35 protein-coding genes are annotated in these 26,537 nt (G+C 63.0%); 25 read left to right on the top strand and 10 right to left on the bottom strand.

Annotated elements, in window-relative coordinates:
• The 14 genes from VKS22_13300 to VKS22_13235 all read left to right on the top strand — a co-directional run.
• The coding region (locus VKS22_13300; protein HLW71586.1) for a hypothetical protein at nt 1–194 on the top strand (194 nt) is incomplete at its 5' end.
• 209 nt (nt 195–403) lie between these two features.
• Complete coding sequence (locus VKS22_13295) at nt 404–619, top strand: hypothetical protein (GenBank protein ID HLW71585.1); 216 nt, start codon at nt 404–406, stop codon at nt 617–619.
• 69 nt (nt 620–688) lie between these two features.
• A complete protein-coding gene (locus VKS22_13290; GenBank protein HLW71584.1) occupies nt 689–2,503 on the top strand; it encodes a hypothetical protein in 1,815 nt (604 codons plus the stop codon).
• Between the two features lie 125 nt (nt 2,504–2,628).
• Nucleotides 2,629–3,606 carry a hypothetical protein gene (locus VKS22_13285; protein HLW71583.1) on the top strand — a complete coding sequence of 326 codons (978 nt, stop codon included), beginning with the start codon at nt 2,629–2,631 and terminating at the stop codon, nt 3,604–3,606.
• 2 nt (nt 3,607–3,608) lie between these two features.
• Nucleotides 3,609–4,658 (top strand): hypothetical protein, encoded by a 1,050-nt coding sequence (locus VKS22_13280; GenBank protein ID HLW71582.1) that lies wholly within the window; start codon nt 3,609–3,611, stop codon nt 4,656–4,658.
• 111 nt (nt 4,659–4,769) lie between these two features.
• On the top strand, nt 4,770–6,371 hold the full coding sequence (locus tag VKS22_13275; protein ID HLW71581.1) for a hypothetical protein: 1,602 nt from the start codon (nt 4,770–4,772) through the stop codon (nt 6,369–6,371).
• Nucleotides 6,372–6,400: 29 nt separating this feature from the next.
• Nucleotides 6,401–7,030, top strand: coding sequence for a hypothetical protein (locus VKS22_13270; protein HLW71580.1), 630 nt, complete (start codon nt 6,401–6,403; stop codon nt 7,028–7,030).
• Nucleotides 7,031–7,051: 21 nt separating this feature from the next.
• A complete protein-coding gene (locus VKS22_13265) occupies nt 7,052–7,495 on the top strand; it encodes a hypothetical protein (GenBank protein ID HLW71579.1) in 444 nt (147 codons plus the stop codon).
• A 3-nt stretch (nt 7,496–7,498) separates the two neighbouring features.
• Nucleotides 7,499–7,858, top strand: a complete 360-nt coding sequence (locus VKS22_13260) for a head-tail connector protein (GenBank protein HLW71578.1) — start codon at nt 7,499–7,501, stop codon at nt 7,856–7,858.
• A complete protein-coding gene (locus VKS22_13255; GenBank protein HLW71577.1) occupies nt 7,846–8,352 on the top strand; it encodes a hypothetical protein in 507 nt (168 codons plus the stop codon). Before VKS22_13260 ends, VKS22_13255 begins: the two co-directional genes overlap by 13 nt.
• Before the next feature lie 24 nt (nt 8,353–8,376).
• Nucleotides 8,377–9,123, top strand: a complete 747-nt coding sequence (locus tag VKS22_13250; protein HLW71576.1) for a hypothetical protein — start codon at nt 8,377–8,379, stop codon at nt 9,121–9,123.
• Entirely contained in the window at nt 9,124–9,615 is a 492-nt protein-coding gene (locus VKS22_13245; GenBank protein HLW71575.1) for a hypothetical protein, read from the top strand. It begins immediately after the preceding gene.
• A 35-nt stretch (nt 9,616–9,650) separates the two neighbouring features.
• Nucleotides 9,651–10,091, top strand: coding sequence for a hypothetical protein (locus VKS22_13240; GenBank protein HLW71574.1), 441 nt, complete (start codon nt 9,651–9,653; stop codon nt 10,089–10,091).
• A 41-nt stretch (nt 10,092–10,132) separates the two neighbouring features.
• Nucleotides 10,133–10,948, top strand: coding sequence for a hypothetical protein (locus tag VKS22_13235; protein ID HLW71573.1), 816 nt, complete (start codon nt 10,133–10,135; stop codon nt 10,946–10,948).
• A 62-nt stretch (nt 10,949–11,010) separates the two neighbouring features.
• On the opposite strand, the gene VKS22_13230 is transcribed toward VKS22_13235, so the two are convergent.
• Nucleotides 11,011–11,175, bottom strand: a complete 165-nt coding sequence (locus tag VKS22_13230) for a HigA family addiction module antitoxin (GenBank protein ID HLW71572.1) — start codon at nt 11,173–11,175, stop codon at nt 11,011–11,013.
• A gap of 6 nt (nt 11,176–11,181) precedes the next feature.
• Between VKS22_13230 and VKS22_13225 the strand changes: the two genes are divergently transcribed.
• The 9 genes from VKS22_13225 to VKS22_13185 all read left to right on the top strand — a co-directional run bounded on the left by VKS22_13225 (nt 11,182) and on the right by VKS22_13185 (nt 17,339).
• Complete coding sequence (locus VKS22_13225; GenBank protein HLW71571.1) at nt 11,182–11,328, top strand: hypothetical protein; 147 nt, start codon at nt 11,182–11,184, stop codon at nt 11,326–11,328.
• A gap of 167 nt (nt 11,329–11,495) precedes the next feature.
• Nucleotides 11,496–11,891 (top strand): hypothetical protein, encoded by a 396-nt coding sequence (locus tag VKS22_13220; GenBank protein HLW71570.1) that lies wholly within the window; start codon nt 11,496–11,498, stop codon nt 11,889–11,891.
• Nucleotides 11,892–11,959: 68 nt separating this feature from the next.
• Nucleotides 11,960–12,136, top strand: a complete 177-nt coding sequence (locus VKS22_13215) for a hypothetical protein (GenBank protein HLW71569.1) — start codon at nt 11,960–11,962, stop codon at nt 12,134–12,136.
• A 367-nt stretch (nt 12,137–12,503) separates the two neighbouring features.
• Nucleotides 12,504–13,388, top strand: coding sequence for a hypothetical protein (locus VKS22_13210; protein ID HLW71568.1), 885 nt, complete (start codon nt 12,504–12,506; stop codon nt 13,386–13,388).
• Between the two features lie 7 nt (nt 13,389–13,395).
• A complete protein-coding gene (locus tag VKS22_13205; protein ID HLW71567.1) occupies nt 13,396–14,361 on the top strand; it encodes a tyrosine-type recombinase/integrase in 966 nt (321 codons plus the stop codon).
• On the top strand, nt 14,354–14,683 hold the full coding sequence (locus VKS22_13200) for a hypothetical protein (GenBank protein ID HLW71566.1): 330 nt from the start codon (nt 14,354–14,356) through the stop codon (nt 14,681–14,683). Before VKS22_13205 ends, VKS22_13200 begins: the two co-directional genes overlap by 8 nt.
• 330 nt (nt 14,684–15,013) lie before the next feature.
• Nucleotides 15,014–15,328 carry a hypothetical protein gene (locus VKS22_13195; protein HLW71565.1) on the top strand — a complete coding sequence of 105 codons (315 nt, stop codon included), beginning with the start codon at nt 15,014–15,016 and terminating at the stop codon, nt 15,326–15,328.
• A gap of 192 nt (nt 15,329–15,520) precedes the next feature.
• Entirely contained in the window at nt 15,521–16,483 is a 963-nt protein-coding gene (locus VKS22_13190) for a hypothetical protein (protein ID HLW71564.1), read from the top strand.
• A 73-nt stretch (nt 16,484–16,556) separates the two neighbouring features.
• Nucleotides 16,557–17,339: an alpha/beta fold hydrolase gene (locus VKS22_13185; protein ID HLW71563.1), complete on the top strand. Its 783-nt coding sequence runs from the start codon at nt 16,557–16,559 to the stop codon at nt 17,337–17,339.
• 3 nt (nt 17,340–17,342) lie between these two features.
• Here VKS22_13185 and VKS22_13180 read toward each other — a convergent pair whose 3' ends face one another.
• The 5 genes from VKS22_13180 to VKS22_13160 are packed head-to-tail and all read right to left on the bottom strand — an operon-like array spanning nt 17,343 to nt 21,403.
• Nucleotides 17,343–18,536 (bottom strand): M20 family metallopeptidase, encoded by a 1,194-nt coding sequence (locus VKS22_13180; protein HLW71562.1) that lies wholly within the window; start codon nt 18,534–18,536, stop codon nt 17,343–17,345.
• Nucleotides 18,533–19,729, bottom strand: coding sequence for a hypothetical protein (locus VKS22_13175; GenBank protein ID HLW71561.1), 1,197 nt, complete (start codon nt 19,727–19,729; stop codon nt 18,533–18,535). The genes VKS22_13180 and VKS22_13175 overlap by 4 nt, the downstream gene beginning before the upstream one ends.
• Nucleotides 19,730–19,751: 22 nt before the next feature.
• Nucleotides 19,752–20,168 carry an OB-fold domain-containing protein gene (locus tag VKS22_13170; GenBank protein ID HLW71560.1) on the bottom strand — a complete coding sequence of 139 codons (417 nt, stop codon included), beginning with the start codon at nt 20,166–20,168 and terminating at the stop codon, nt 19,752–19,754.
• 4 nt (nt 20,169–20,172) lie between these two features.
• Nucleotides 20,173–20,610 (bottom strand): nuclear transport factor 2 family protein, encoded by a 438-nt coding sequence (locus VKS22_13165; protein ID HLW71559.1) that lies wholly within the window; start codon nt 20,608–20,610, stop codon nt 20,173–20,175.
• A 37-nt stretch (nt 20,611–20,647) separates the two neighbouring features.
• The gene (locus VKS22_13160; protein ID HLW71558.1) at nt 20,648–21,403 is read right to left on the bottom strand and encodes an SDR family oxidoreductase; all 756 of its coding nucleotides are present in this window, start codon (nt 21,401–21,403) and stop codon (nt 20,648–20,650) included.
• A gap of 213 nt (nt 21,404–21,616) precedes the next feature.
• Between VKS22_13160 and VKS22_13155 the strand changes: the two genes are divergently transcribed.
• Both VKS22_13155 and VKS22_13150 read left to right on the top strand, forming a co-directional pair.
• The gene (locus VKS22_13155) at nt 21,617–23,104 is read left to right on the top strand and encodes an amidohydrolase family protein (protein HLW71557.1); all 1,488 of its coding nucleotides are present in this window, start codon (nt 21,617–21,619) and stop codon (nt 23,102–23,104) included.
• 31 nt (nt 23,105–23,135) lie between these two features.
• Complete coding sequence (locus VKS22_13150) at nt 23,136–23,594, top strand: VOC family protein (protein HLW71556.1); 459 nt, start codon at nt 23,136–23,138, stop codon at nt 23,592–23,594.
• Nucleotides 23,595–23,612: 18 nt separating this feature from the next.
• On the opposite strand, the gene VKS22_13145 is transcribed toward VKS22_13150, so the two are convergent.
• The 4 genes from VKS22_13145 to dtd all read right to left on the bottom strand — a co-directional run bounded on the left by VKS22_13145 (nt 23,613) and on the right by dtd (nt 26,479).
• A complete protein-coding gene (locus VKS22_13145; GenBank protein ID HLW71555.1) occupies nt 23,613–24,944 on the bottom strand; it encodes an alkaline phosphatase family protein in 1,332 nt (443 codons plus the stop codon).
• Between the two features lie 37 nt (nt 24,945–24,981).
• Nucleotides 24,982–25,470, bottom strand: coding sequence for a tRNA (cytidine(34)-2'-O)-methyltransferase (locus VKS22_13140; GenBank protein HLW71554.1), 489 nt, complete (start codon nt 25,468–25,470; stop codon nt 24,982–24,984).
• Complete coding sequence (locus VKS22_13135; GenBank protein ID HLW71553.1) at nt 25,467–25,940, bottom strand: DUF1285 domain-containing protein; 474 nt, start codon at nt 25,938–25,940, stop codon at nt 25,467–25,469. The genes VKS22_13140 and VKS22_13135 overlap by 4 nt, the downstream gene beginning before the upstream one ends.
• Nucleotides 25,941–26,035: 95 nt before the next feature.
• On the bottom strand, nt 26,036–26,479 hold the full coding sequence (dtd, locus tag VKS22_13130; GenBank protein ID HLW71552.1) for a D-aminoacyl-tRNA deacylase: 444 nt from the start codon (nt 26,477–26,479) through the stop codon (nt 26,036–26,038).
• Between the last annotated feature and the right edge of the window lie 58 nt (nt 26,480–26,537).

Raw genomic sequence — 26,537 nt, 5'->3', positions numbered from 1 at the left:
CCCGTGAACTCGAGGACGCCATCCGCCGTTATCTCGAAATCAACAACCGGCATCCCAAACCCTTCATCTGGACCAAAACCGCCGACCAAATCCTCGACTCCGTCGCTCGATTTTGTAAACGTTCTTTAGACTCAGGACACTCGTCTATTACAGCGATCGCAACATCTGGATCGAGAACGCGCCGCCGGCGCTGAACAATCCGGCGCCGCTGGCCGAGATCGGCTCGTGCCCGGGTTTCGAGTTTGAGATCAACGATGGCACCAACGGGCCGGGCTGCGACGCGCCGCTGAATCAGATCGGCTCGCAAACCCTGACCGAGACCAGCGGCACGCTGGCGACAATCAATCTGGCGGCCGGCGCGGGCAACTTCGTCAATCTGATCTTCGCGGACAATACCGCGACCGTGATCGCGAATCCGACCAACGTGCTCGCCGGATCGCATTGGATGCTCGACGTCTTCAACAACTCGGGGGCCGCACTGACCGGCGTGACGCTGGGAACGAATTTTCACAAGGATGCTTCGTGGGGGCTGCCGGCGACGGGCAAACGCAGGATTTGCCAAGTCGATGACGAATCCTCCGGCGTGGTGCTGATCGGGGCCTGCAGCGGCGATGAATAGATTGCGGCGGGCCGTGACTATCGCGCTGCTGCTAGTGCTGAGCGCGGCGCGCGCGCGACAATCGGCATCGTGCAGGACGCGACGACGCCGGTCAGATTCGCTGCGGGCAGCGGCGGCGGCGGCGTGAATCTGCCCGCCACGTCGACGGTCGGGAATGCCGTGCTGGTCGACGTGGTGTTGAATATCTCGACCGGGGTCGCGTCGGTCAGCGGGCAGGGCGCGAGCTGGGTGACGGTTTACGATTCGGGCAGCGCGTATAACAGTCATATCTATCAATTCTGCGGCAAAGTGGTGACGCCCGGGACGGCGGCGACGGTCGCCTATAGCGGTGGCGGCGCGGCGCTGGCGTCGATGCACGAGGTCTCGGACGCGGCGCTGTGCCGGGTCGATACGACCTATACCAGCCGGGTTAATGCGGCGGCTGCGCTCACGCTCGGGCCGACGCACGGCGGTATTTATCTCGGCGTACCGACGCGCAATCCGGCGGATCTGGTGGAAGCGATCGCCAGTCACAACGTCGGCGGCGAGGCGGTTACCCTGCCCGGCGCACCCTGGACGGCGTTTCACGGTTATCATCTGGCGACGATCGATCGGACCTATGACAGCGTCTACCAGATCGTTTCGGCGACCGGCCGTTTTGCTCCGGCGTTTTCGTGGGTGACGGCGACGGCGCACGCGGAGGGCGGCTTTATCGCGCTGCTTTCTGACGATTCACCGGCGCTCCCGGCGCCGCCGATCGTGACGCAGAATATCGGACCGTGGCAGGTCGGCCAGCCGGGTGATACGACGACTTGCCAGCTGGGCTTTCTGCAGCCGGGCGCGGTCGGCTGTCTGATCCGCATCAACGGCCGCGTGCTGTGGAGCGGGTGCAACCCGAATACCTATAACTGGGGACAGCTCGACACGATTATCGGCAACATGGTGGCGGCGGGAATCAAAGGGGCGCTGGATATCCAGCTCGGCGGTCAATCGGCGCCGGATTGCGAGCTGACGCGGCTGGCGGGGATCAGCGGCGCGATCTACACGACGAAGTATGCTTTCGGCGGAAATCCCACGCAGTTCGGGACGCCGATCGTGGCGTGCGACAATATCCAGTATATCATTCCGTGGAATTCGACCTGGATCGCCGACGCCGCGCAGGTGATCCGCGATATCAAGGCGCGGATCGTACTCGACGGCGGCGCGGCCGCGATTTTGCGCGTCAACAATACCGGCGAGGTGCTGAACGACGACGAGACCCGTCTGCCGCGCGATGGCACGGTGGCGGATACCTTCACCTGCTCGGGCTACGGCGCGCAGTGCGTGAGCGCGTGCGGCGCCGATCCGTGCAGCTGCGCGGCGCCGAACGACGCCGCGGCGCTGATCGCGGCGCCCTATTTTTACACGCCGAACACCGCGATCGGCGCGATCAACGCGCTCGATACCGCCTACTATGCGGCGTGGCCCGGCGTACCGATTGCGCATATGCTGCTGCCGACGGTCTATCCGCCGGTCGACCTCAACGGCAATATCATTGCGGCGCAGCAGTTCGACAAGCCCGGACCGAATGTGCCGGTGCTGATGGTGCAATCGGGGATCGTCAATTCAGGCGCGCAGCCTTACGCAGTGCAGAACAACGGCCTCGCGCCCTCGGCGACCCATCCGGAGACGGCGTACGTCTTCGTGCCGGTGGCCGCGCTGGTGGGGCTTCAAGCCGGCGCGGTCTTCACTGACAATCCGCACTTTACCGGCGCGGCGAATATCGCGATCCAGAAGAATACGCAGTACCAGGAGTTTTACGCGACGGACGTGAACTGGAACACGAATCAGATGACCTGGCTCTATAACGAAGACGTGGCGCTCGGGGCCGGCGGGCACAATTGGTTTGGGCGGCCGGCGCGCTGAAAGGCGGGCGTTGACACTCAGATCGCGGTGAAGAGATAATTCTAGGCAAAGAGCAGGATATCGAGCGGAATCGAGCCCCGTCGGGAGAAATCCTGCCGGGGCTTTTGCTTTGCGGGGAGCAGCGATTGATCAGTGATGCGGAACAGGCCGACCACGCACGCAGCCATTACAAGGCGGCGGCGAATCACGTCGCCGCGGCGGGCGAGCATCTGGACGGCTGGGAGGATGCGAGCGGCGGGGTCGAGAAGATGGCCGGCGCGCAGCTGTCGAAGGCCGCCTTCGAGATCGGCCAAGCCACCGCGCAGCACGCGATGGGCAAAAAGCACGTCGATAGCTTGATCGGCCGCGAAGGCTACGACGGTAACCCGGCGTTCGAAGCGGCGAAAGCGGCGTCGGGCGGAATGGGCCACGAGCTCAAGATGGCGGCCGAGAGTCATGCGGCGCTCCATCAGGCCGATCGCGAGCAGAACGGCGCGCAGATGATTGCGCGGCACAAGGACTTGCGCGGCCATCTGGCGAAGGCCTCGGCGCACGCCGAGGACGCTTCGACCGGGCTCGGCAAATGCCTCGAAGCGGGCGACAACGGCTCGACCAAAACGGCCAAGGTGCTGAAGGGCGAGCTGCTGAAATCGAGTCGCGATGATTTCCGGCTATGGTTGCCGGTCTGCAAGATCGACGAGCTGCCGGACGGCGCGTTGCTGGTTACCTGCATCGCGAACGTGAGCGATTTTATCGACTCGGACGGCGAGTATTTCACCCCTGAGGCGCTGGCAAAGGCAATGACCGATTGGGCGCCGTTCGGGAATATCCGTGAGCAGCACAATCCGTCGAAACCGGTGGGGACGATTCGTCAACCGACAATCGGCAAACTCGACGGTGAGCAGCCGGGATGGTGGATGGCGGAGCATCCGGAGACCAAGACGCCGGCGGCCTTTATGCGGGTCCATGTGCCGAATGTCGGCGACAGCAGAGAAACGATCGTCAAGTTGAAGGTCGGTCTTTTAACCGGTTGCTCGGTCGGCGGCAGCATCAACCCAGGCGGCCGTCAAACCGTCGAGGTCGAAGTCGATGAAAACGGCGTCGTGCTCAGAGAGGCAGCCTGACGGTGCCGACTAAACGCATCACAGCCGGCAAGATTACGGACGCCCGATTCTCCGAGGTCAGCTTCGTGGACCATCCGGCAAACTCGAAATCGACGATCAATCAGGTCGAGTTGGCGAAGCGCGAGGCCGCGAAGCCGGTGCTCGATGAGCTGATCGCGCAGGCGCCGCCGGCCGAGCGCGGAATTATCCGCGGCTTCTTCGAGAAACTCTTCGGGCTGCGCGAGCGCACGCCCGGGGCCTCGATTGCGACCGACAAAGCCGTCGCCGCCGATCCGGTCAAACAAGAAATTCAGCAAATTCTCGCCGATGTAACCGCCGAGGATATCGACGAATGGCGCAAGGGAGAAACCGACATGGCGCTCAGCGCAGAGGCTCTGGAATTGGTGAAGCAGGCGGTGGCCGGGCTCAAAGACGGCAAGGTCGAAAAGAAGCTCAGCATGGCCAGCAAGGGGCACTTCGACAATATGAAGAAGTGCATGGACAAGGCTGACGGCTGCTTCGGCAAAGGCGACTATGAAGACGGCACGACGCATTTCAACGCCGGCATGAACCACATGGCGAAGATGGATGCGACGATGGCCGATGCGGTCGAATTCGGCGAGGCCGACGACAAGAGTCCTGGCGATGCGGATTCGCCGGCCAAGGCCAGCCAGCTCAAGGATCTGGTCAAGGCGGCGGTGGGCGAGGCGACGGCGAATTTTAGCAAGCAGATGGAAAGCCTGCGCGGCGACCTCAAGGCGGCGACCGAAAAGAGCGCCGAACTGGAGAAAGAGAACATCTACCTGAAAGGCCAGGTCGATGCGCTGGGGAATCAGCCGATCAAGCCGAAGGCGCAAATCGGCGGCAGCTTCCTGCGCACGGTGCAAAAGGGCGAAGGCGCGGAGCATCTGGCGCGCGAAGCGGGGAACCTCGGGGCGAATGCGGCGGATATCGATCTGTCGAAACTCGACCCGAAGCATCCGGAGGCCTTTCGCACGGCGCTGACCAAGGCTTATGCGCAGCCGCAGCGGATGTCGCAGCTCAAGGCGGAAGCTGACCAGGCGACGTTATAAATAGTTCGGGTATCGAGCGGAATCGAGCCCGGCCGTCTGCGCGAGTGATCGTGCGGGCGCGCTGGGCTTTTAATTTTTTTACGAGGTTGAGGAGAGGCGGAAGGGGAGCAAATGAACGGAAACGCAATTCAGGAATTGGTCGAGGCGATCAGCGCCGACCCGCGGCTGCTCGACAGGCTGTCGAAAGGCGTCGGCGATCTGCTGCAGAAGGACGCCTTTACGCAGGGCGTCAATGGCCAGCAGGTGGTCTGGTACAACCTCAACCCGACGATCATGTTTCTCTATCCTTACCTCGAGCAGGTGCCTTTGATCGCGGGCAATGCCGAGCGCGGGATCGCGCCGATTGCCCGGGTGCAGTCGAAGGGCGGCGCGGCGGCTCATTGGAAGACGATCACGTCGATTGACCCGGACTCGGTCGCGGGGGGCGTCGGGCGCGGGCAGCGCGCGGGCGCGATGCGCATGAACAGCAACGACCTCTTCTCGCCCTTCTATGGCATGGGCGTCGAGGTGCCGGTCGATTTCGAAACCCGCTACGAGGCGGGCCAGCTAACGCCGGAGCCGCTGGCGATTGCGAGCCAGTCGGGGCTGCGCGCGCTGATGATCAAGCAGGAAAAGATGGTGATCGGCGGCAACTCCTCGCTGGCGCTGGGAATCAGTCCGACGCCGACGGTGACCGACGGCGCGAGCTCGGGCGGCACCATGTCGCAGGGCGGCGGCACGCTCTCGGTGATTTGCGTCGCGCTGACCAACGACGGCTACCTGCGCGCGGTGCCGAACAATCCTGTGACGTCGGCGACGGTGGTGCCGGGCCGCATCGTCCGCCAGAACCTGGACGGCAGCAGCATCGCTTTTGGCGGGGGCAGCGCGCAGCCCTCCGCCAACGCAACGCTGTCGTTGACCGCGAGTCACACGGCGCTGGCGAGTGTCGCGCCGGTTTCGGGCGCGGTCGCCTATGCCTGGTTCTGGGGCGGCGTCGGCACCGAGACGCTGGGCGCGATCACTACGATCGCGGGAATCGAGCTCAAGGCGAATCCGACCGGCGTGCAGCTCGCGAGCTCGCTGACGGCGGATAACTCGAAAGACGGTCTGATCCCTGACGGGCTAATCACGCAGATGACCGGTTCGACCTTCGGTGCGGTCTCCAACAGCTACGTGAAGTACACCGGCAACGGCGTCGGTGCGGGCGGCGGCGCGGGGACGATCGGCGGCGGCAACGGCCTGACCGGCGACAACGCCGGCGGGATCGTCGAGTTCGACGCGCTGTTCAAAGATCGCTGGGAAAATTTCCGGCTGGGCTTCAAGGGCGGCTATATCCTGATGAATTCGCAGGAAATCGCCAATATAACCAAGAAGATTCTGCAGCAGGCAGCGGGTTCGACCTCGCTGTTCCGGACCAGTCTCGAATACAACGCGCAGAATATCGTGGTCGGCCGGCGGATCACCGCCTACCACAATAAGTACACGAATGAGGATGTGTCGATCGAGGTTCATCCGTGGGTGCCGGCTGGAACGGTGATGTTTGCCAGCTCGCGGGTGCCGTATCCGATGGCGAATGTGACGAACCTTCTGGAATTCGAGGAACGCCAAGGCTTCTATCAGATCGATTGGCCGCTCTCGACGCGTCAGTACCAGAGCGGTTTTTACTGGGACGGCGCGTTCAAAAATCACTTCACGCCGGCCTTCGGGATGATCTCGAATCTGGGGAACAACTAAAGCGCCGCACGCAGAGGCAGAGGGAAAACATGATCAAGGCAATTCGCAATCTCACGCTCGCTGCGGCGGCGTGCCTGTTGTCGCTGAGCGCGCCGGTACTGGCGGCTAATCAGACCCTGACTTTCAAAGCCCCGCCGAATGCGCTGGGCACCACGATGCAGCTGCAGAACAACGGCGTGGTGACGGTCGGCGCCAACGGCTTGGTGACGATTCAAGTCGCGAATCCGATCGGCGGCGCTTGCGCGGCCGGGACACAGTGCGACTATACCGGCAAAGACATCATGCGGCTGCTGGCGGCCGGCTTCCAGATGCTCACCGGCGAGCCTTTCTCGATCAGCTGGGATGGCGCGCTGGGCGGCTTGGGCAATGCTGCGGTGAAGCCGTTCGCGGCGCCGTGCGCCGGCACGTTCAGCAAACTTATCTGCACGGCGATATTGACCGGCGCCTGCACGACCGGGCCGACGATCAATGTCGGCGATATCACGGCGACGACTACCGGCACGGCGGTTTCGCCGACCACGGCGGTCGCTACGCTCGCCAGCGCCAACGAGACGCTGGTCTTTGCCTACAACGACACGATCGCACTCGAGCAGACCGCCACGACTTCGTCTTGCACCGCGCCGAGCTATAGCTGCTCGGCCAATCTGGTCTGCTCGTAAGGAAAAAAGGGAGCGATTTTTATGGAACTGGTATTTGTGCTGAACGGCGGCAAGTACGGCGGTGTCGATCTCAGCGTCGATGGCACGCCCTACGAAGTGCGCCACGAAGGCTCACGCGACGTCGTCAATGTGCCCGACAAGGTGGCGCATCTGCTCGAGGGCCATGGCTGGTCGCCCACCGGCGTCGCCACGGCGCGGATGGTCGAGATCGCGGTCAACGCGGAGAAGGCCGCCTCCGACGAGCGCAAACGCGCGCGCATACAGGAGCTGCTCGACCTCGGCGTGCCGATGAACCAGATCATGCTGCACGGGGTTGATCGGCTGACGGCGATGATGACGCCAGGCGCAGATGCCGGCAATGCCGCGCTGCAGCAGCGAATTGACGCGCTCGAAGCCAAGCTCGCCGAAGCGACCGGGGCGAAGAAAGTCAAGAAGAACGGCGAGGCGGATCAGCCTGCGGCCTAGTCGATGGCCGGGGATCCGACAGATCTGTGCGCGCTTGCAGACGCGAAGGCATGGCTGAATATCACCGATACGACGCTCGATGCGCAGCTCGCGCGGCTGATTACCGCGGCGAGCCGCTTCATCACGTCGTGGCTCAACCGGCCGCTGCTCGCGATGGTCTACAACGAGAAGCGCAACGGCTCGGGGACGGCGGCGATGAGCCTACTGAATCCGCCGGCTTTCGCGATCAATTCATTGGTCGCGGATACTGTGACGGTCGCGCCGGCGCCAGACGCGCTCAGCGCCGGCTACAGCTTCGACGAGGACTCGATCTGTCTGCAGCCGCCGGTGGGACCCGGCAGAACTCGGCGATGTATTGGCTGACGCGCTTCACGCGCGCGGCGCAGAACGTGCAAATCAATTACGCGGCGGGCTATGCGCTACCGAATCAGCTGACGCCCGATTGGCCGGGCGGAACGCAGGCGGTGTTCTTCGGCGGGACAATCATACCGACGTCGAACAATGCCGGCGGCTTCGCTTATGTCGCGACGCGCGGCGGGGCGACCGGGGCTTCGCGGCCGAGCTTCAACCAGTCGGCGGGCGGAACGACTGCGGACGGTGCGATCGTCTGGGCGAATCTCGGCGTGACGGCGATTCCGGCGACCTTTCCGAACGGGCTCACGACCGCGCTGCCGCCCGATCTCACGCAGGCCTGTATCGAGCTGGTCGGATTGCGCGTGCGCGAGAAGGGGCATATCGGGCAGCTCTCGGTCGGGATGGGCGGCGAGCAGACGATTCAGTATGTACGCACGTCGATGCCGGCGAGCGTCGAAGAACTTTTGCAAACCTACCGGCAAGTTGCGCCGGTGATGAATTGATGGGCTGAGGCGGAGGAAGAGCATATGGCGCAGATCACAGTCGGCGGAACCGCCTCACCAGGCAGCGCACCGCAAGATAGTCCGGTCCTGATTGCAGGTTCGGACAGCACCAACGTCCGGACGATCGCGACTGACGGCGCGGGCCGCGTCGCGGTGATCGGCGGGCAGGCGGCGGGCGCGGCGGTGGTCGCGAATCCGGTGCTCACGGCGGGCACCGATGGCTCGAACGTACAAACCGTCGGGGTCAATCCGCAGAATCAGCTCAAGGTCTTGAGCGAGGGTCAGAAGACCAGCTACACCGCGGCGATTCTGGGCTTTACGCCGGCGGCGACGGCGACTGATTTCGCGGCGATCACCGGCAGTGCAAGCAAGACCGTGCGCGTGACCAAGGTCACGGTAACGGGCCTCGCGACGGCGGTGGCGTTGACGGATGTGCTGGCGATCAAACGCTCGGCGGCAAATACCGGCGGGTCGCCGACCGCGGCGACGATTGTCGCGCATGACGCCAACGACGCGGGGGCCTCGGCCACCGTGCAGACTTACGGCGCCAATCCGACGACCGGCACGCTGGTCGGCAATCTGGGAGCGAAGAAACTCGCGCTCGGGGTCGCGGCAACGCCAGTACCAACGGTCGAGTGGCGGCCCGGCCTGCAGAATGAACGGGCGTGGGTGTTGCGCGGGACCGCGCAGGTGCTCGCGCTCAACTGGAATAACGCGGCGGTGCCGGCGGGCACGTCGCTAGATGTCGAGATTACCTGGACTGAAGAATAGATGATTTCGGTCGTACTCACCGGCGATGCCGAGGTGCGCGCGCGCTTCACGCGGCTCGGCCCGGAGATTCATTCGCGGCTACTGCGCGAGATGGCGCGGCAGACGATCGCGCTGCAGAACTACGTGCGCAACGACAAGCTCTCGGGCCAGGTGCTCAAGACGCGCACCGGCACGCTGCGGCGCTCGATCAATCAGCGGGTGGAAGATCGCGGCAGCGAAATCGTCGGGATTGTCGGTGCGGATTTGGACGCGGCGCGCTATGCGGCCGCGCACGAATACGGCTTTCAGGGGCTGGTCGCGGTGCGGACTTCGGTGCGGCGAATTGAGCAGGCGTTCGGCCATCGGATTGCGCCACGCGAGGTTAATGTCTCGGCCCATTCGATGCGGATGCATCTGCCGGAGCGCTCGTATCTGCGGTCGTCGCTGCACGAGATGGAAGGCGCGATCACCGACGGGCTGCGCGGCGCGGTCGGCGAGGCGGTCAATGGCTAGCCCGCCGAAGTTACGCGCCGGGAGGCGCTCTACTAGTGCAACTGCCACGCGAGACGATCTATTCGACGCTGTTCGCCAAGCTGCAGGGAATCGCCGGCATCAGGAATTTCACGCGGCGGCCGAATCAGTACGCCAATTACGCGCCCGAGGAGATGCCGGCGCTGCTGATGATCCAGCGGCAGGAGATTCCGCACAAGGCGAAAAAGGGCGTGCCCACAACGTGGGAGCTGCACATCGAGGTGCTGATCTATCTGAACAGCGGGTCGGATGTCGCCAACGCCGTGCCGGCGACGGGAATCAACGCGATCATGGACGGCCTCGAAGCGACAATCGAGCCCGATGCGGTCAACGAATGGGCGCCGCATCTCGGGCTCAACGGCGTTTACACGGTCAAGTTCGAGGGGCCGGTGCAGATTATCGAGGGGCTCGAAGATCAGAGCGAAATCGTCGCGCGGATCGTGATCGTCGCGCTGTGACTCAAGCTTGGTTTGGGCGTGTAGCGGAGGAGGGGCGATAGATGTCGGTGCAACCGTTTGTTTTCGGCTCGGGAATCCTGTGGGTGGTGCCGCTCCAGGATATCAACGGCAATACGATCGCGACGCCGACGCCGCAGCGCTTCACGCTGCAGGACATGACGCTCGATATCGACACGCCGGTCAAGGAGCTGACCGCGCTCTATCAGTATCCACTGGCGATCGGCCGCGGCGCGGGCAAGGTCAGCGGCAAGGTGAAGTTCGCCAACGTCAATATCGGGCTGCTGAACTCGGCGTTTTTTGGCGAGACTGGCGCGCCGGTGGCGGGCGGCGCCAATCAGGTCGTGCCGGTCAACGACGAGGCGGCGACGATTCCGGCCACGCCCTATCAGGTGACGGTCGCCAATTCGGCGTCGATCAGCGCGGGCAATCCGATGACGGATTTGGGCGTGCGCTACGGCGGCACCGGCGCGGCGGGCGGACAATATCTGACGGCAGTGGCGAATGCGCCGACGGCGGGCCAGTACTCAGTCAATCTGACGAGCGGGGTTTACACCTTCAATTCGGGCGATACGACCAAGGCGGTGCTGCTAGATTATTCCTTCGCGCCGAACGCCAGCAGCAACCAATCGATTCTGATTCAGAGTCATCTGCTGGGGACGCAGCCGATCGTGAAGTTGATCGGGAAGTCGGTCTATGGCGGCTCGAATATCAAGCTGGCCTTTCAGTTCAATCAGGTGGTTGGCAGCAAGCTCGGCTACACCACCAAGACGACAGATTTCGTCTACCCGGAGTTAGATTTCATGATGTTCGCCGATGGCGGTTTGAACCTCGGAATCATCACCGGCGCGTTCTTTTAGGCGCGGGGGCGGGAGAGGGGTTAGGCCCGGGCGGCGCGAGCCGCGCCGGGCCTTTTTTGGTGCTACTCGCGAAGAGTCGGGATCGAAGAAAGCTTTTTCTTGAGCTTGCGGTTCGCGTGCCACAGGTCATAACGGCCCTGTAAATTCATCCACAGCTCAGGGCCATTGCCGCAAAGCTTACCCAGCCGGACCGCCATCTCCGGACTGATCGCCGTATCGCCCGCCATCACGCGATGAAGGGTCTACCGGCTCACGCCGAGCAGGAGGGCGATTTCGCCGATAGTGCGGCGGCCCATCGCCGGCAGAATATCGCGGGCAAACAGCACGCCAGGATGCGTCGGCGGGCGGGTAATCGCGCGACGATCGGCCCTTGTGCTTGAAGCTCTTGATCACGGAATCATTCATAACGAGCGACATAATGTCAAGTGTAATGCGACAAGAGGGGTTGTGAGGCGGCGGGCAGAGGGCGCTAGCAACTCGCGTGCGCCGGACCAAATAATCGAAGCATCACACCGCCGCAAGGGGGTATCGAGCGGAATCGAGCCTTATGACGTTCTACACCGGAAAAATTCGCGAACCGCTGCTTGAGGGCGTCGAGATCGACCTCAAGGGGCAAAAATTCACCGTGCCGCCGTCGAATATCCGGCGCGAAAAGCTGATGATCGGCGATAGTTACGTCCTGCAAAAGGGCGTGGACCATCAAACGCCGGAGCAGCAGACCGCCTTCACCGACGCCCTGATTCATGTCGCGCTGGTGGCGCTGGAGCCGAACTATCCCGAGCTGACGAGCGCGCTGCTCGAGGAGCAGCTGCAGACCAGGGACCTGATGCCGATCTTTATCGCGCTGCGCAAGGCCAATGGCTTCAACGACGAGGAACCCGCCGCGGGGGAAGTGGCGGGCCCGCAGGGCGGGCCAGCGACGCCGGCGACTGGGATTTCCTGATAGCTCATCTATGCGCCTGCTATCACTGGACGTGGGGCTACGTCGAAAACGAGCTGACGATTCCGCAGGTGCGCGCGCTCAACGGCTACCTGCGCGAGCATCCGGCGACGCATATTCTGGCGGCGGCGTTGGCCGGCTACGAGGCGCCGGCCAAACCGCAGGAGCAATCGCTGGATACGCTGCTGGCGGCCTTCGGCGCGGCCGGTTTCAACGTCCAGGGCAAGATCGAATTACCCAAGAACTAGCGCTGCGCGTGTGCTTAGCGCCAACGGGGAAAATCGATGGCTGATGATCAAATTAATGTCCAGATAACCGCGACCGACGATGGGCTGAAGGCGGGGCTCGACGAGGCGAAGGCCGCGGTCGAACAACTGCCCGAGGGGATGAAGGCTGCCCAAGGAGCCGCGGATGATTTCAGCGATACGCTGAAACGGGTCGGCGAGGTCGCGGCCGGGGTCTTCGGCGGGCTGCAAATCGAGGAATTTGCGTCGAAGATCAAGGAAGCATTCAACGAAGCGATTTTCGGGACGGCGGAGTGGGCGGAAACGCTCGAACACGCGAGTCTTACGCTCGGCGCAGGGCACGCAGACGGCGACGCAGGCCTTTCGCAAGATGGGCGAAGATATCGCGCTCTCGATCGCGAAGAGCGGGATCAAGGATTTACTGCTCGGCGGCAAGGAAGGTTCGTTCGGCGCGGCGCTCTTCGGCAAGGAGGGCGCCGGCGGCGGCCTGGCGGGCATCGGCGCGTCAATTTTCGGCGGGCCGGCGGCGACCGGGGCGGTCAACAAGCTTTTCGGTGACGCCTTCAAAGCGGCTGAGCCAGCAGTCAAGAGCCTGTTCGGCGAGGCCTTCAAAGGGCTCGGGAATGTAGTCGGGAATCTTGCCGGCGGTAGCGCTGCGGCGGGCGCAGGGAATGCGGCCCAGAACGCAGCGAAGGCCGCCGCGGCTCAGGGCGAAGCCATGAACAACGCCTTGCAAGGCATCCTGGGGCCGTTAGGAAAAATCCTGCAGACCGCGATGACGCTTGCCCTGATTCCGCTGCATGCGATCAGCGCGGCGCATCTGGCCACCGCCGTATCGCATTTCGCCCTTGCCGAACTGCATCTGGCGCAGGCGCTAATCCATACGACCCTCCTTACGCTCATCGCGCTGTTCAGCTCACCTGCCGGGGTCAAGCCATTTGGGTTCGCCAGCGGCGGCATTGTGCCCTCGGCGGCGGGTGGTATGACAGTCGGCAACAGTGGGACTTTCGCGATTTTGCATCCGCGCGAGATGGTGTTGCCGGCGCATCTGAGCGAGCGGGTGCAGCGCGCGTTTCCGCGTGGCGGTGAGGAAGGCGCGGGTGGCGCAGGCGGCGGCCACACCTTCGTCAATCACTTTCATATCGAGGCCACGGACGGGGACAGCGTGGCGCGCTTATTGATGAACAATCGGGGGGCCTTGGTAAACGCGCTGCGCGGCGCGATCCGCGGGGCGATGCTCGAGGTCCCGGCTTAAGCGAACGATGAAGGCTGCGACCGCCGCGCTACAGGCTCTTCTGGCGTCGCCGACCGCGCAACTGCTGACGGCGGACCTCTACGCGATCACGCTGGTCACCGGCCAGGTGCTGCGCTGGTCCTCGCTCGACCGCGACACGGTTTTCAACAGCAACGTTTACACCAAAGGCGACCAGGCGGTGAGCCGCACGGCGATCAAGCAGCAGACGCTGCGGCAGTCGCGGGAGGCGGCCTACGACGTCACGATTACGGTCGCGGCGCTGGGGACGCCGATCGTCGCGCTGGGGCTGACGCTCAAGCAGGCGCTGGTGGCCGGGCTCTTCGACGGCGCGACGGTGACCGTCAATCGCATCTTCAATCCGGCGCTGCTGACGAATGGCCAGGCGAGCGTCGACGCGACCGCGTATGGCTCGGTGGTGCTGTTCGTCGGCTTTGTCGCGGATGTGGAAATCGGCGCGGTCAAGGCTGACGTCGTCGTGGTCGCGTTCGGCACGGGCCTGCGGCCGAACGAGAATTTCGGGCTCAAGCGCGCGGATATCGACCTCGGCAACCGGATCGTCCGGGTCCGGCAGACCTTCTCGCGCTGGGGCGAGGGCACGGTCAAGAATAAGCGCGCGCGGCGCGACCTCGTGATGACGGACGCCGTCTATGCGGCTCTACGCGCGCAGATTTCGGCGACCGAGCTGCGCTTCGTCTGGCTGTGGCCGATGAGTCCGTCGCGGCCGCAGCCGCACGGTCCGCAGCGGTTCAGCTCGAAGAACTGGCCGGCGATCCTGAAGCGCGCCGGCGTGAAGCATCGCGAGTTCTACCAGTGCCGGCATACCTTCGCGACGCGGCTCCTGCAGGAAGGCGCGGAGCTCCAAGCGGTCGCCGAGCAGATGGGCCACGCGAATCTGCAGATGCTGATCGATCATTATTTGAAGTGGAAACCGGGCCAAGCGGCAGGAAAACGGCAGGGGACGAGTAATGGCTGAACAAGAACAAGTCTCGGCGTTCGAGTTCGAGGGCTGGGCGATTCTCGAACTGATGGGTCATCGCAAGCTTGGCGGCTACGTTCGCCTCAACGGGCCGCTAATTCGCATCGACGTGCACGATGAGAAGCAGCCAGTGATGACTCAATGGTATGGCGCTCACTCTTTGTACTGCATGACTCCGACCACGGAAGCGGTCGCGAAACGTCTTTCGCAGACCATCTCGCGCGCTGCGCCAGTGACCAAATACGAATTACAGCTCCCCAGCGCCCACATCGTACCATCGTACCAAGATAACGATCTCATCGAGGACGACGACCTCTAAATCCATCTGACACGTATCTGACAATTTTGGCGGGCTTTATACGGTAAACCAATGACTCAAACGAATCATCCCCAAGTTAGCATTGCTCAGTCAAAAGCCTTATGCAACAAGGATAATTCGTATGAGTCATATCGTCGTTTGCGCTTGGGGTGCGTGTGGTCGCCGGTTCAAATCCGGCCACCCCGACCAATTCAAAAAACCATAAACTCGCGTTCCCTGACGCGAATTGCCTCCCGATGTCGCAGCGATTTCCCCGATGAGTTCGATCAATCATCATAGTTTGTAATCATAACAATTTTGACAACTACCGAAATTCTCCCGAGGTTCACGATGACAACGAAAGGCGCCTCGAAGAAATCAACGCACCCGAGACCCCGACTAACCGTCGATATAAGTCCGGCGCTGAAGAGACGCATCAAGGTTGCGGCAGCCGCTCAGGGCGTGGCTGTATCGGCCTACATTGCCAACGTATTTGAGCGAGCCGTGCCCGAGGCCAAGAGCATTACCAAAGGTTCCGATGGCAAAATTGTTTCCCGCATGATCCTGCGCGCCAAGAGGTTGCGGGATGAACAACATCAGCGCTTTTCTGAAGATTCGGCTGACCTGCTTCTTGAGGCGCAGAGACAACGTCACACTGAACTATGAGCGACGAGGTTGTCGTCGATGCGATTTCCGGACAGCCGATGAACGACTTTGCAATTCCGTCAAGCGTAAACTTAAGTGGGTTCATTGCTCGGTGAGCATAAAGGCTAAAATAAGTGCGTCGGGTCAACGACGCTGACATCTGTCTGTGGCGATGGCGACGCGAGGGTGTGTTCATCTTTAGAGGAGCGAATCATGATGCCGCGTGGCAGTTACAAATTCTTCGTATTACTGATTGCATCGTTGGCGCTCGCCGCTTGCACGTCGACCGACGATCACGCGACCGGCACCATCGAAAAGAAATACGCGGCGCCTGGTCCCCAGGCCGTTACTGTAGGAGTCAGTTCTCAACCCTGCGACCACAGAGGCAATCGGTGTGACCTCTACTACCCTACGAATCTAGCCGCGGGCATCCCGCACCCGATAATCACCTGGGGTAATGGCACCGGCGGGGTCTCCAGCGGCGTCTCGTACTTCCTGCGTCACTTGGCGTCATGGGGCTTCGTGATCGTGGCGACGAGGGATCGGTTCACCGGCGACGGAACGACGATTTTGGATGCGGCGAAGTTCATGGTGCAAGCGAATAGCGATCCCAGCAGCATCTTTTTCAACAAACTCGATACGAGCCATATTGGCGCGATGGGACACTCTCAGGGCGCTGGCGGCGCTACTCGCGCGATGATCGCGTCCAATGGGAAAATTTCGACGGTTATACCAATCGAATTGCCCGGACAGCAATTCTGCTTTTGCTCTCCGAATCAGGTGCTGGACACTGCGAGCATCACGCAGGGATCAGTGTTCTTCGTCGACGGCTCCAACGATATTCCGATCTCGCCGCCAACCCAGTTGCAGCCGCCGCAGCAGGTAGGCGAGCAGTCGCTCGCCGCGTTCTACGCCGCAGTACCAAACGCCGTGCCGAAAATTACCGCAACACTGATCGGTCCTACACACAATGATATTTCAGGCCAGCCAGGCTGTGATACCGCGACCTCGGCGCCCTGCATAGTCGGTGTTTATGGCTACCTTGGCTACCCCACCGCATGGATGGCCGATCGCTTGGGTCTCGACCCGACGGCGCACGCCGCATTCGTGAGCGGCACAGGGGAGATCTTCGCCCAAACGTCACATTGGGAGTTCGTTCAAAGCAATATCCAATGAGCAGTCATCCGAAGGAAGGAAGCACGGACTCGAGGAATGCGCGAGCTGGCACCAATCAGCAGGAGGCCTTCTGATGCCGCAGGCTAAAATCAACGGAATCGATCTCTGCTACGAGGTCCATGGCGAGGGGCCGGCCCTGGTGCTCGCGCACGGCGGCGGCGGCAACCATCTCAGTTGGTGGCAGCAGGTGCCTGAACTCTCACGACAGTTCCGCTGCGTCACCTTTGATCATCGAGGCTTCGGAGATTCGCGCGACGCCGAGGGCGGACCTGGCGCCAACGCTTTCGTCGAAGATCTGCGCCAACTGCTCGATCATCTTGGCCTGGAGCGCGCAGCCTTGGCCGGCCAGTCGATGGGCGGCTGGACGGTGCTCGGCTTTGCCGCGGCCTATCCTGACCGTGTCAGCGCGCTGGTGCTGTGCGACACCACCGCCGGGGTGGACGATCCCGAGATCATCCGCGAGCAGGCCGCGGCGCTCAGCGACCTGCGCAAGGGCGGACTGACGCAGATCCTGACGCACGCCTACGCCGCCGGCTTCCCGCATCGCGAGCCCATGCGCCATTTTCTCTATCAGCAAATCTCCGGGCTTAACCGGCATGTCCCGCCGAATCTACTCGCGACCTTGACGGGCCTGAAGCATCAAGTGGATGAGGTCATCGCCAAGCGCATCCCCACGATGCTCCTCGTCGGCGAAGAAGATGTGATCGCGCCGCCGCCGCTGATGGAACTCATCGCGCGGCGGATTCCGCACGCGCGTTTCGTCAAAGTGCCGGGCGCGGGCCACTCGGTCTATTTCGAGCGCCCCGAAGAGTTCAATCGAATCCTGCTCGGCTTCCTGAGGGAAGCCACGAGCTAAGGACTAGCAGCAGAGCTTCGCGACGACCTGCAAGACGACCGCAGTGCCGCGTTCAAAGGCGGCGCGCGGGATCGATTCATTGGGCTGATGGGCCTGCGCATACTCGCCCGGGCCGCAGATCAGCGAGCTGATGCCGCCGTCCGCGAACCATCCGCCGTCGGTGCAGAACGGCGCGCCTGAGACTTGCTGCTCACCCGTTACCTCAAGCAGCGCCCGTTCGAGTAGCGTGCCGCGCCGCGAGGCCATCGCGGGCATCACCTTGGCTGCGCCGACTTCGATCGTCGCGCGATGGTCGCGCGAGGCGTAGTCATAAGTTTCGATCGCCGCGCAACGTCGCGCGATCTCCTCGCGCAGGGCCAGCGCATCAGTCCCGGGCAGCGTGCGATAACTGATGCGCAGCGTGCACTGCTCCGCGATCACGTTCTCGGCGATGCCACCGCTGATCGTCCCGAAGTTCATGACGTCGAAGGGCGAATCGGGAAAGAGCGCGGCGAACTGCGGATCGGGTTGCGCGCGGCGCTCTTCCTGCAAGCGTCCGATCACCTCGATCACCTTGCCCGCGACCGCGATCGCATTAGCCCCCTGCTGCGGCGCGCCGCTGTGTCCGCCCCGTCCGCGCACCTTGATCTCGACCACCACGGCGCTCTTATGCGCCGCGTGAATCGCGTATGAAGTCGGCTCGCCGATCCAGGCGAGGGCTGGGCAGGGCAGGTCGCCCAACAGATCGGGCAGCGCTGGCGTTACGCGCTGCGCGCCCAACCCGCCGATCTCTTCGCTCGCCGTGAAAATGAACACCAGTGGGCGGCGCAAGCGCGCCTGATCGAGCTCGCGCGCCGCGTCGAGGCACTGCGCAAGAAACCCCTTCATGTCGGTCGTGCCGCGCCCGAAGATGCGCTCGTCGGTGCGTTCCATCCGGATCGGATCGCGCTCCCATCCGGGCTGACCCGCAAACGGCACCGTGTCGAGATGGCCCGAGATGATCAGGCCGTTGGGCGCGGGCGAGCCCGCCCATGCGACCAGGTTGGCCTGCGTGACGCGAGCGATCTCGCTCTTGTGGATCGCGGTCCTGAATCCTGCGCGATCCAGATGATCGGCGAGATATTCCATCGCCGCGACGTCGCTGTGCGCGCTCACCGTATCGAAAGCGATGAGCCGCTCCAGAACTTCGTAAAGATACTCGTGAAGATAATTGCTCATGACGGGTGCTTGGCCACGACGAGGCCGCTGCCCCGCAGCATCGGCGAGCCGTCGATCGCACAGACCAGCTCGGCGCCGGCTATCTGACGCTGTTCGGCCCGCCCGGTAACCTGGCGCACCGCCTCCGCTATATGCCCCATCCCATGCATCCGCCCCTCGCTCAGGCTGCCGCCAAAGGTGTTGACCGGTAATTCGCCCGCGAGCGCGATACGCCCGTCCTGCACGAACCCTTCGCCTTCGCCGCGCGGGCAAAAGCCCGCCGCTTCGAGCCAATAGAGCGTCGAGGGATTGAAGCCGTCGTAAAGCTGCGCGGCGTCCATCTCGCGCGGTCCGGCGCCCGCCGAGGCCCACAACTTGCGCGCCAGCGAACCGCCGCACTCCATGTAGTCGTCGAGCGCGTAGTGCAGCAGCGCGCGGCGCGGCGCAGTGTTCTGTCCGTAGCCCGCGATGTACGCGGGCGGATGGCGCAAATCGCGTGCGCGTTCCGCGCTCGTCACGACCATCGCGACGCAGCCGTCGACCGGCACGTCGCAATCGTACAGCCGCAGCGGCTCGGCGATCCAGCGCGAGGCGAAATAGTCTTCGCGGGTCATCGGCTCCTTGTAGAAGAAGGCCCGCGGATTCAGATTCGCGTTGCGCCGGCTGTTGAGCGCGAGCGCCGCCAGCGCCTCGCCGGTCGCGCCGTAACGATGCATATAGCGCTGCCACGCCAGCGCGTGCCACTGGATAATCGAGTTGCAGCCGTAAGGCGCGAGGAACTGCGCCTCGCCCGCCCAGCTCGGCGCGCCGCTCGGCCGCGTCGCCGTGGCGCGTACGACGGGCCGATGAAGCGCGCGCCAGACCAGCACGTAGTCGCAGGCGTCTGAAATAATCGCATTAACGGCCTCGATCATCGGGCTCGCGATCATGCCCGTCTCAATCTGCGCGTACCAGCGGATTTCCGGCGCCGGCGCGAGATGGTTCACGAGGTACATCACGCTGACCACCTCTTCGCCGTCGCGATTACCGGCGCCCGCGAAGGGTGATTCCGGATAGGTGGCGAGGCCGTCGATCTGAGCGGGCTCGAGACCCGCGTCCGCGATCGCGGCGCGGGAGGCGTCAAGCGCGAGCAGCCCGAGCGGCTTTTGCGGGCGGCGGGTAATCTCCGAATAGCCGATCCCCACGATTGCGGTCTTGCCGCGCCCTGCCCACATCAGCTCAATCCTCCCAATTGTCTCAATCCGCTAGACGAAACTGCGGAATGACTGCGCCGCCTCCCCGATCCTCGAATTGCACTTCAACCGGTGCGCCAATTCTGACGCGGTCGCGCTCAGCCGCCGGGAGATTTGCGACCATCAGCAGCATCGGTTGCGCGTCAAGCTCGACGACCAGATTAAGAAACGGCGCCTCGCTCTCGAAGCCGGCGACGTCCCGCTGATGCATAATCGTGAATGAATAGATTTTGCCGCGCCCGCTGACCGGCACAAACTTGAGTTCCTGAGAAAGGCACTGATCGCAAACTTGTCGCGGCGGATGGTTGTAGTAGCCGCATACACAGCGCTGGACGACGAGGCGGCCTTCGCGGGCTGCGGCCCAGAAGGGCGCCGAGAGCTCATCGGCGAGCGGGACCGGTTTGGCGCGAGCCTCACTCATGCCCTTACCTGGTTTCCGGTTTCTTCAGTCCGAGATCGCCCGAGATGTCGAAGTGGATCTTCCGGACTTTGAACCGCCACGCGCCCGCTTCCTTGATGAGTTGGTCTTCATAGCGTCCCGCGAGCGACGCGATTATGCCGTCGCCGGCCTCGCGCACCACCACGATATAACTGTCGGCGCGCGCCTCGGCGCCGTTGACCCGGATCAGGTGATTCATCGTGCAGTGCTTGCGCGCCGGTCCCTCACCGGCGCGGGGAACGTGCGCGGCGATAAAATCGTGAATCGCCCGGCGGCCCTCGAGCTTGCCCAGAGGACCGGTCTCGAAAATTCCGTCGAGCGCGAAAAGCGCGGCGAACTTTTCAAATTCGCCGTTGTCGACATAAAAGCAGTACTCCGACATCAGGTCGCGGATGGCCTCTTTCTCTTCCAGTATCGAGCTCATATCCGCCTCCGTCACTAAGTTCGCCGCGCGAAGCGCTTTACACGGCGCTCCAGCCGCTATCCACGGGAAAAACCGCGCCGGTGATGATCCGCGCCTCGTCGGACGCCAGGAACAGCGCCATGTTCGCGATATCCTCGGGCTCACCCATCCCGAGCAGATGGTTGTCAGCCAATGCGGCGCCGGCCGGATCATCGCCGAGCAGCTTGCGCACCCGCGCGGTAAGCGTCGCGCCGGGCGCGATCGCATTCACCCGAATCTTGTGTTTGGCGTAGTTCGCCGCCATTGAGCGGGTCATCGCCAGTACGCCGCCTTTGGCTGCGGTATAGGCGTCGCGCCCCTTGATCCCGGTCAGAGCCACAACCGAGCTGGTGTTGATCACCGCGCCGCCGCCCGCCTTGATCAACTCGGGAATCGCGTACTTGCAGGCCAGAAATGTGCCGTACAGATCGACCTTGATCGTCCGCCAGAACTCTTCAATCGTGACCTTGGTGACGGGGCCATCCTGCGCGGTCGAGCCGCCGGCATTGTTGTACAGGATATTGAGCTTGCCATAGGTCGCGACGGTGGCGACGATCGCGCGCTCGACGCTCTCGGGCTCGGTCACGTCGGTATGGATAAAAGTGGCGTCGCCGCCGAGATCACGCGCCATCGCGACGGTGCGCTCGCCGCTTTCGCGCGAAATCTCCGCCACCACAACCTGCGCGCCCTCGCGGCAAAAGCGCACTGCCGCGGCCTGCCCGATCCCGGACCCGCTGCCCGTGATGAATGCGACCTTGCCGTCGAGTCTGCCCAATTTTTTCACCGCCCACAGTCAGCACACCGCTCCGCTGTCGCGGCTCCCAGTGCTGGAACCTATCTCCAAGGGTTCTAGCAAGATGCGCGGCGCCAGCCCAAACGCTCGTGCAGCCGCGCCTTCAACCGCCGTTCTTGACATCAAAACCTCCCGCCCGCTAGCTGTTGGATTGAATTTGATCATCGACGGCTAACAATCGAAGGCAAGCAAGCAATGTCAGGTAACCATCATGTCGACGCGCAGCAACTGCGCGCGCGGCTCAGCCATCCGGTAATCGATTCGGACGGGCACTGGGTCGAATACCAACCGATGATTCTCGACTACGTCAGAAAAGTCGCGGGCAACAAAGCGGCCGACGGCTTCAAGTCGCGCGACGACGTGGTCGCGCAGATTATCTCTATGAGCAATGCGGAGCGGCGCGACCAGGGCCGCGCCCAACAAGCCTGGTGGGCGTTTCCGACCAGGAACACGCGCGATCGCGCCACTGCGATGCTGCCGAAGCTGCTCTACCATCGCCTCGACGAACTCGGCATCGATTTCGCCGTGCTCTACCCGACGACCGGTCTCGGCCTCTATTCGATCAGCGACGCCGAGATGCGGCAGGCGGCCTGTCGCGGCTTCAATATGTATATCGCGGACGTTTTTGGTGAGTTCGCCGACCGCCTCACGCCCGCCGCCGCCATCCCGATGCATACGCCCGCCGAGGCGCTCGCGGAGCTGGAGCACGTCAAGTCGCTCGGCCTGAAGGCGATCGTGGCCGGCAGCATCATCCGCCGGCCCATCCCGGCGCTCGCGCGCAAAGGCGGCTCGTTGCGCGCCGGCGTTACGTACGACGCTCTCGGGCTCGACAGCGAATATGACTACGATCCGGTGTGGGCGAAGTGCGTCGAGCTGGGCTTCGCGCCGACCTTTCACAGCGCCGGCCGCAGCGCGGGTTTCAGGATGTCGCCGTCGAATTTTACCTACAACCATATCGGTCATTTCGCGACGGCGGCCGAGGCAGTTTGCAAGGCGCTGGTGATTGGCGGCGTGACGCGGCGCTTTCCGACGCTGCGCTGCGCCTTTCTCGAAGGCGGCGTTGGCTGGGCCTGTCAGCTCTACAGCGACCTGATCGGCCACTGGAAAAAGCGCAACGCCCGGGCGCTCGCGGAGGTTGATCCGGCCAATCTCGATCGCAAGCTGTTGCGCGAGCTGTTCGAGCAGTACGGCAGCAAGGAGGCCGCGGCCAAACTCGACGGCTGGCAGGCCGTGCCCGAAGGCGAAGAGGTGGCCGCGCGCTGGGCTGCGCAAGGTCCCGCAGTGATCGACGATTACTCCGCCTGCAAGATCGAAAAGCCCGCGGATTTTCTCGACCTCTTCGCGTGCAACTTCTACTTCGGCTGCGAAGCCGACGACCCCACCAATGCCTGGGGCTTCGCCGACAAAGTGAATCCCTACGGTGCGCGCATCAAGACGCTGTTCGGCTCCGACATCGGTCACTTCGATGTCGCTGACATGCGCGAGGTTCTGATTGAAGCGCACGAACTGGTCGACGACGGTCTCATCACGGAGAGCGACTTCCGTGATTTTGTCTTCGGCTATCCGGTGGAGTTCTGGGCCGGGGCGAATCCCGATTTCTTCAAGGGTACGGTCGTGGAAAGTCAGGTCAACGCGTTTATCAAGTCGGGTGCGGGCCGGTGCGATGCCGCCGTATGCGCCTGAGATCCGCGCGGATATTCGAGGAGCAAAGCTTATGAAAGCGGTTTCCCATATCGCTGTTGGCGTCCGCGACATGGATCGCTCGCTGCACTTCTATCGCGACCTGCTGGGGCTCAAGGTCTGCCTCGACACGATGGAGAACATCGGCGGCATCAAAACGCTGTTCACCAGTCCACAGAAGGGCAGCCGGCGCGCGGTCTATCTGCGCTTCGCGGACGGCCCGCACGCGAGTTTCATCGTGCTCTCGCAGAATCCCGCCGAGACGCCAGGTGAAGCGATCAAGCTCGACCAGGTAGGCGTTCACCATTTCGCTTTTTGGGTGGACGACCTGCGCGAGCGGGTCGACAAGCTCGCCGCCGCAGGCGTGCCGATTCTCGTGAAGCCGCTCGAATCCGACACCGTCGCCTATGGCGAGCCGGCGGGCGGCAAAGTCCTGACCTGCCTCTTCCAGGACCCCGACGGCATCATCGTGCAATTCGATCAGCGATTGTAACTGCACCAACCCGCAACCCTACGGCAGGATGCCGAAGAAGTCGCGATACTCCGGGAACTTCGTTGCGAGGTCATGCGGATAAAGCTGCGTGATGGCGGCTGCGGCGCTTGAGAAAATCGTCACGTTATTGGTCTGTGGCTTGACCCCGCGCACGAATTGTGGCGCGGCTTGAATTGTCGCAGCCACCGGCGGCGGTGGAATCGTCTGCCGGATCTCCGCGCCCAGCGTATCGAGCACGCTGCCGACCCCGCGTGCGTCCACCTCCGCGGAGTAGCTGCCGCCGCCGAATTTCTGCCCGAGCAACTTGAGAATCGAGATGTGATCGAGATCTCCCGAATAGACTTCGCCGGCCTTGACCAGGGGTGAAATCACCAGACCCGGAACGCGTATCCCGCTGCTTGTGAACTCGTCGCGATACTTAGCGCCGACCGGAGGTTTTGTCACCAGCGGCAGCGGTTGAACATGATCGAAGAGTCCGCCGTGCTCGTCATAAGTTACGATCATCACGGTCTTGCGCCAGCGTGCCGGATTCCCAATCAGCGCCTTGTAGATGTCGAGCAACAACTGCTGCCCGCCCAGCACTGAAGACGGCGAATGATCGTCGGTCCCCTCGCCAAGATGGGGCGCGTCGGTGTACTTGGGCTCGACGAAGATAACCCGCGGACGCTTCGCGTCGGATTCGAGCTTGAAATCGACCGCGAGCCGATCGAAGCGCCGAAACATCGGCGCACCGGCGATCTTCTCGTAGAGCCGCGGCATCATCGAGAAGAACGGGAAAAAACCCTGATGGTAGACGCGCCAGTTCACCTTCTTCTGGTCGAGCCAGTCGTACGCCAGCGTCTGGTCGGGAAACTCGATCGGATCGCCGACGTTGGTGTCGATTTCAGTGTAGCCGCTCATCGCCATCAGGCGATTGGCCTGCGTGCCGGCCGGCAGCGGCGCGAACCAGCGGTCGCAGACCAGGAAATTGCGCGCGAAGAAATCCATGATCGGCACGGTCTCGCGCGTGTAATAGTGCATCACCTGCGCATCGCCGTTCGCGCTCCGGACAAAGCCTTTCATCGGAAAGACGCCGTTGCTCGGCGCGCCCAATTGAACCTTGATGTCCGCGCGCTCGTGCGGCGGATCCTGAATGTGCAAATCATGTTGCAGGATCGGCTCGTAGAGGAAATTGTCCGGCGCCTTGCCGGGATTCGCGTATCTCTGCCGCCACGCCGCGTCGTCAACGATGCCGTCGAGCTTCATCCCGCCGAAGGCCGGCAGCCTCAGGTAGCCGAGCAGGTGATCGAAGGAGCGATTCTCCATCATGACGATCACGATCGTATCGATCAGGTCGAGTACTGGCGGCATATAATTCCCCCGTCTCCGGCGCGCTGGGCGGAGTCCTTTACGCCCGCGCCGTAGTCATTCCGGTTTGTCGCAGGGCTTCGTAAACCACGATCGCGACCGCATTGGCAAGATTCAGGCTGCGCACGCCCGCTTCAAAGATCGGGATCCGATAGGCCGCCGCGGCGCGCGAATTGAGAAACTCCGCACCCAGCCCCTTGGTCTCGCTGCCGAAGACCAGGAAATCGCCGCGCCGATAGCGAGCGTCGAGATAGGACTTTTCGGCGCGGGCCGAGAAATACTTGAAGTTGTCCGCCTGCGTCGTCGCATGGATTTGATCAAACTCAGGCCACGCGGCGTACGTCTGCAAATCGACCAGCGGCCAATAATCGAGTCCGGCCCGCTTGAGATAGCGATCTTCAAGCGAAAAGCCGAGCGGCCCGACCAGATGCAGGCGCGTCTGCGTGGCGGCGACTAGTCGCGCGATCGAGCCGGTGTTCTGCGGAATCTCCGGACGCACCAGCACGACATGCAACGCCGGCGTCGTCACTCGGCGTTCCCGGCAATCGCGATCGGATAGCGCCGGCCGGCAACGCTCAGCGCAAAACCGCCATTCTCTTCGGCCACGAAATGATCGCTCAGATGGTAATAGGCGGAACGCAGAAAGCGCGCGCGAAATACGCCAGCCTTGACCCGGCAGTAGAGGACATTATTGGCCCCGACTTCGAGCGTCGCCAGGTCGAGCCCCTCGCGTTCGCCGTCGTTGGTGACGACGAGGAAACCGCCGTAGGCGCTTTCCTCCACGGTAATTACGACGTACGGAGTATCCTCGACCGTGATCGACGCGCGTTCGTCGCCGACCTGGAGAAAAAAGCTGCCGTCAGCGTTGCGCCGGATGCTCCGGCTGAAGAGCAGCGCGATCCGCTGATTATCGATCCGCTCGTCGTCAGTATACCAGTTGCCGTCGCGCCGGAACGAAATCTTGCCCGATTCGATCGCGTAAAAGCCCGCCTTTGCCATGTTTACCTTGGCCGCGCGTCGCAGACTCCGCCTCCCCGGAACGCAGCTCGCGGACTCGCCTGCTCGCACCGCTTCGTTCCGCTGGTCCGCCCCCTTCACCGCGTCGCGCTGTCGAGGAGGATCGTGACCGGTCCGTCGTTGATCAAATCGACTTCCATGTGCGCGCCGAATTCGCCGCACTCAACCTTAACATCATGCTTGCCCGCCTGCGACAGAAAGTACTTATACAGTCGGCACGCCTGCTCCGGCGGCGCGGCCGCAGTGAACGACGGGCGGCGCTGGCGCGTATCGGCATACAGGGTGAATTGAGAGATCACCAGCAGCGCGCCGTCGACGGCGCCGAGCGCGAGATTCATCTTGCCGCTGGCGTCGGCAAAGACCCTCAGCCCGAGTATGCGATCGAGAAGAAAATCCGCGTCTGTTTCGCCGTCGTCGCCGCCGACTCCCAGCAGGACCACGAAGCCGCGCCCGATGCCGGCGGCTTGCCGCCCCTCGATTCGCACCGCGGCGCGACTCACCCGTTGAACAATCGCACGCATAAGAGCGTCGTATATTAGTGTGGCGAAATCGCGCAAGCCACTATCAGTGCGCGCGTTC

It is taken from the genome of Candidatus Binataceae bacterium (genome assembly GCA_035308025.1).
Classification (GTDB): domain Bacteria; phylum Desulfobacterota; class Binatia; order Binatales; family Binataceae; genus JAJPHI01.
This window is presented reverse-complemented; position numbering and strand designations above follow the sequence as displayed.

Bases quoted from the DNA above. Each gene is read 5' to 3' on its own strand.
- VKS22_13275 (HLW71581.1), top strand. From the start codon at position 4,770: ATGAACGGAAACGCAATTCAGGAATTGGTCGAGGCGATCAGCGCCGAC.
- VKS22_13270 (HLW71580.1), top strand. From the start codon at position 6,401: ATGATCAAGGCAATTCGCAATCTCACGCTCGCTGCGGCGGCGTGCCTG.
- VKS22_13265 (HLW71579.1), top strand. From the start codon at position 7,052: ATGGAACTGGTATTTGTGCTGAACGGCGGCAAGTACGGCGGTGTCGAT.
- VKS22_13260 (HLW71578.1), top strand. From the start codon at position 7,499: ATGGCCGGGGATCCGACAGATCTGTGCGCGCTTGCAGACGCGAAGGCA.
- VKS22_13255 (HLW71577.1), top strand. From the start codon at position 7,846: ATGTATTGGCTGACGCGCTTCACGCGCGCGGCGCAGAACGTGCAAATC.
- VKS22_13250 (HLW71576.1), top strand. From the start codon at position 8,377: ATGGCGCAGATCACAGTCGGCGGAACCGCCTCACCAGGCAGCGCACCG.
- VKS22_13245 (HLW71575.1), top strand. From the start codon at position 9,124: ATGATTTCGGTCGTACTCACCGGCGATGCCGAGGTGCGCGCGCGCTTC.
- VKS22_13235 (HLW71573.1), top strand. From the start codon at position 10,133: ATGTCGGTGCAACCGTTTGTTTTCGGCTCGGGAATCCTGTGGGTGGTG.
- VKS22_13230 (HLW71572.1), bottom strand. From the start codon at position 11,175: ATGGCGGGCGATACGGCGATCAGTCCGGAGATGGCGGTCCGGCTGGGT.
- VKS22_13225 (HLW71571.1), top strand. From the start codon at position 11,182: ATGAAGGGTCTACCGGCTCACGCCGAGCAGGAGGGCGATTTCGCCGAT.
- VKS22_13220 (HLW71570.1), top strand. From the start codon at position 11,496: ATGACGTTCTACACCGGAAAAATTCGCGAACCGCTGCTTGAGGGCGTC.
- VKS22_13210 (HLW71568.1), top strand. From the start codon at position 12,504: ATGGGCGAAGATATCGCGCTCTCGATCGCGAAGAGCGGGATCAAGGAT.
- VKS22_13205 (HLW71567.1), top strand. From the start codon at position 13,396: ATGAAGGCTGCGACCGCCGCGCTACAGGCTCTTCTGGCGTCGCCGACC.
- VKS22_13200 (HLW71566.1), top strand. From the start codon at position 14,354: ATGGCTGAACAAGAACAAGTCTCGGCGTTCGAGTTCGAGGGCTGGGCG.
- VKS22_13195 (HLW71565.1), top strand. From the start codon at position 15,014: ATGACAACGAAAGGCGCCTCGAAGAAATCAACGCACCCGAGACCCCGA.
- VKS22_13190 (HLW71564.1), top strand. From the start codon at position 15,521: ATGATGCCGCGTGGCAGTTACAAATTCTTCGTATTACTGATTGCATCG.
- VKS22_13185 (HLW71563.1), top strand. From the start codon at position 16,557: ATGCCGCAGGCTAAAATCAACGGAATCGATCTCTGCTACGAGGTCCAT.
- VKS22_13180 (HLW71562.1), bottom strand. From the start codon at position 18,536: ATGAGCAATTATCTTCACGAGTATCTTTACGAAGTTCTGGAGCGGCTC.
- VKS22_13175 (HLW71561.1), bottom strand. From the start codon at position 19,729: ATGTGGGCAGGGCGCGGCAAGACCGCAATCGTGGGGATCGGCTATTCG.
- VKS22_13170 (HLW71560.1), bottom strand. From the start codon at position 20,168: ATGAGTGAGGCTCGCGCCAAACCGGTCCCGCTCGCCGATGAGCTCTCG.
- VKS22_13165 (HLW71559.1), bottom strand. From the start codon at position 20,610: ATGAGCTCGATACTGGAAGAGAAAGAGGCCATCCGCGACCTGATGTCG.
- VKS22_13155 (HLW71557.1), top strand. From the start codon at position 21,617: ATGTCAGGTAACCATCATGTCGACGCGCAGCAACTGCGCGCGCGGCTC.
- VKS22_13150 (HLW71556.1), top strand. From the start codon at position 23,136: ATGAAAGCGGTTTCCCATATCGCTGTTGGCGTCCGCGACATGGATCGC.
- VKS22_13145 (HLW71555.1), bottom strand. From the start codon at position 24,944: ATGCCGCCAGTACTCGACCTGATCGATACGATCGTGATCGTCATGATG.
- VKS22_13135 (HLW71553.1), bottom strand. From the start codon at position 25,940: ATGGCAAAGGCGGGCTTTTACGCGATCGAATCGGGCAAGATTTCGTTC.
- dtd (HLW71552.1), bottom strand. From the start codon at position 26,479: ATGCGTGCGATTGTTCAACGGGTGAGTCGCGCCGCGGTGCGAATCGAG.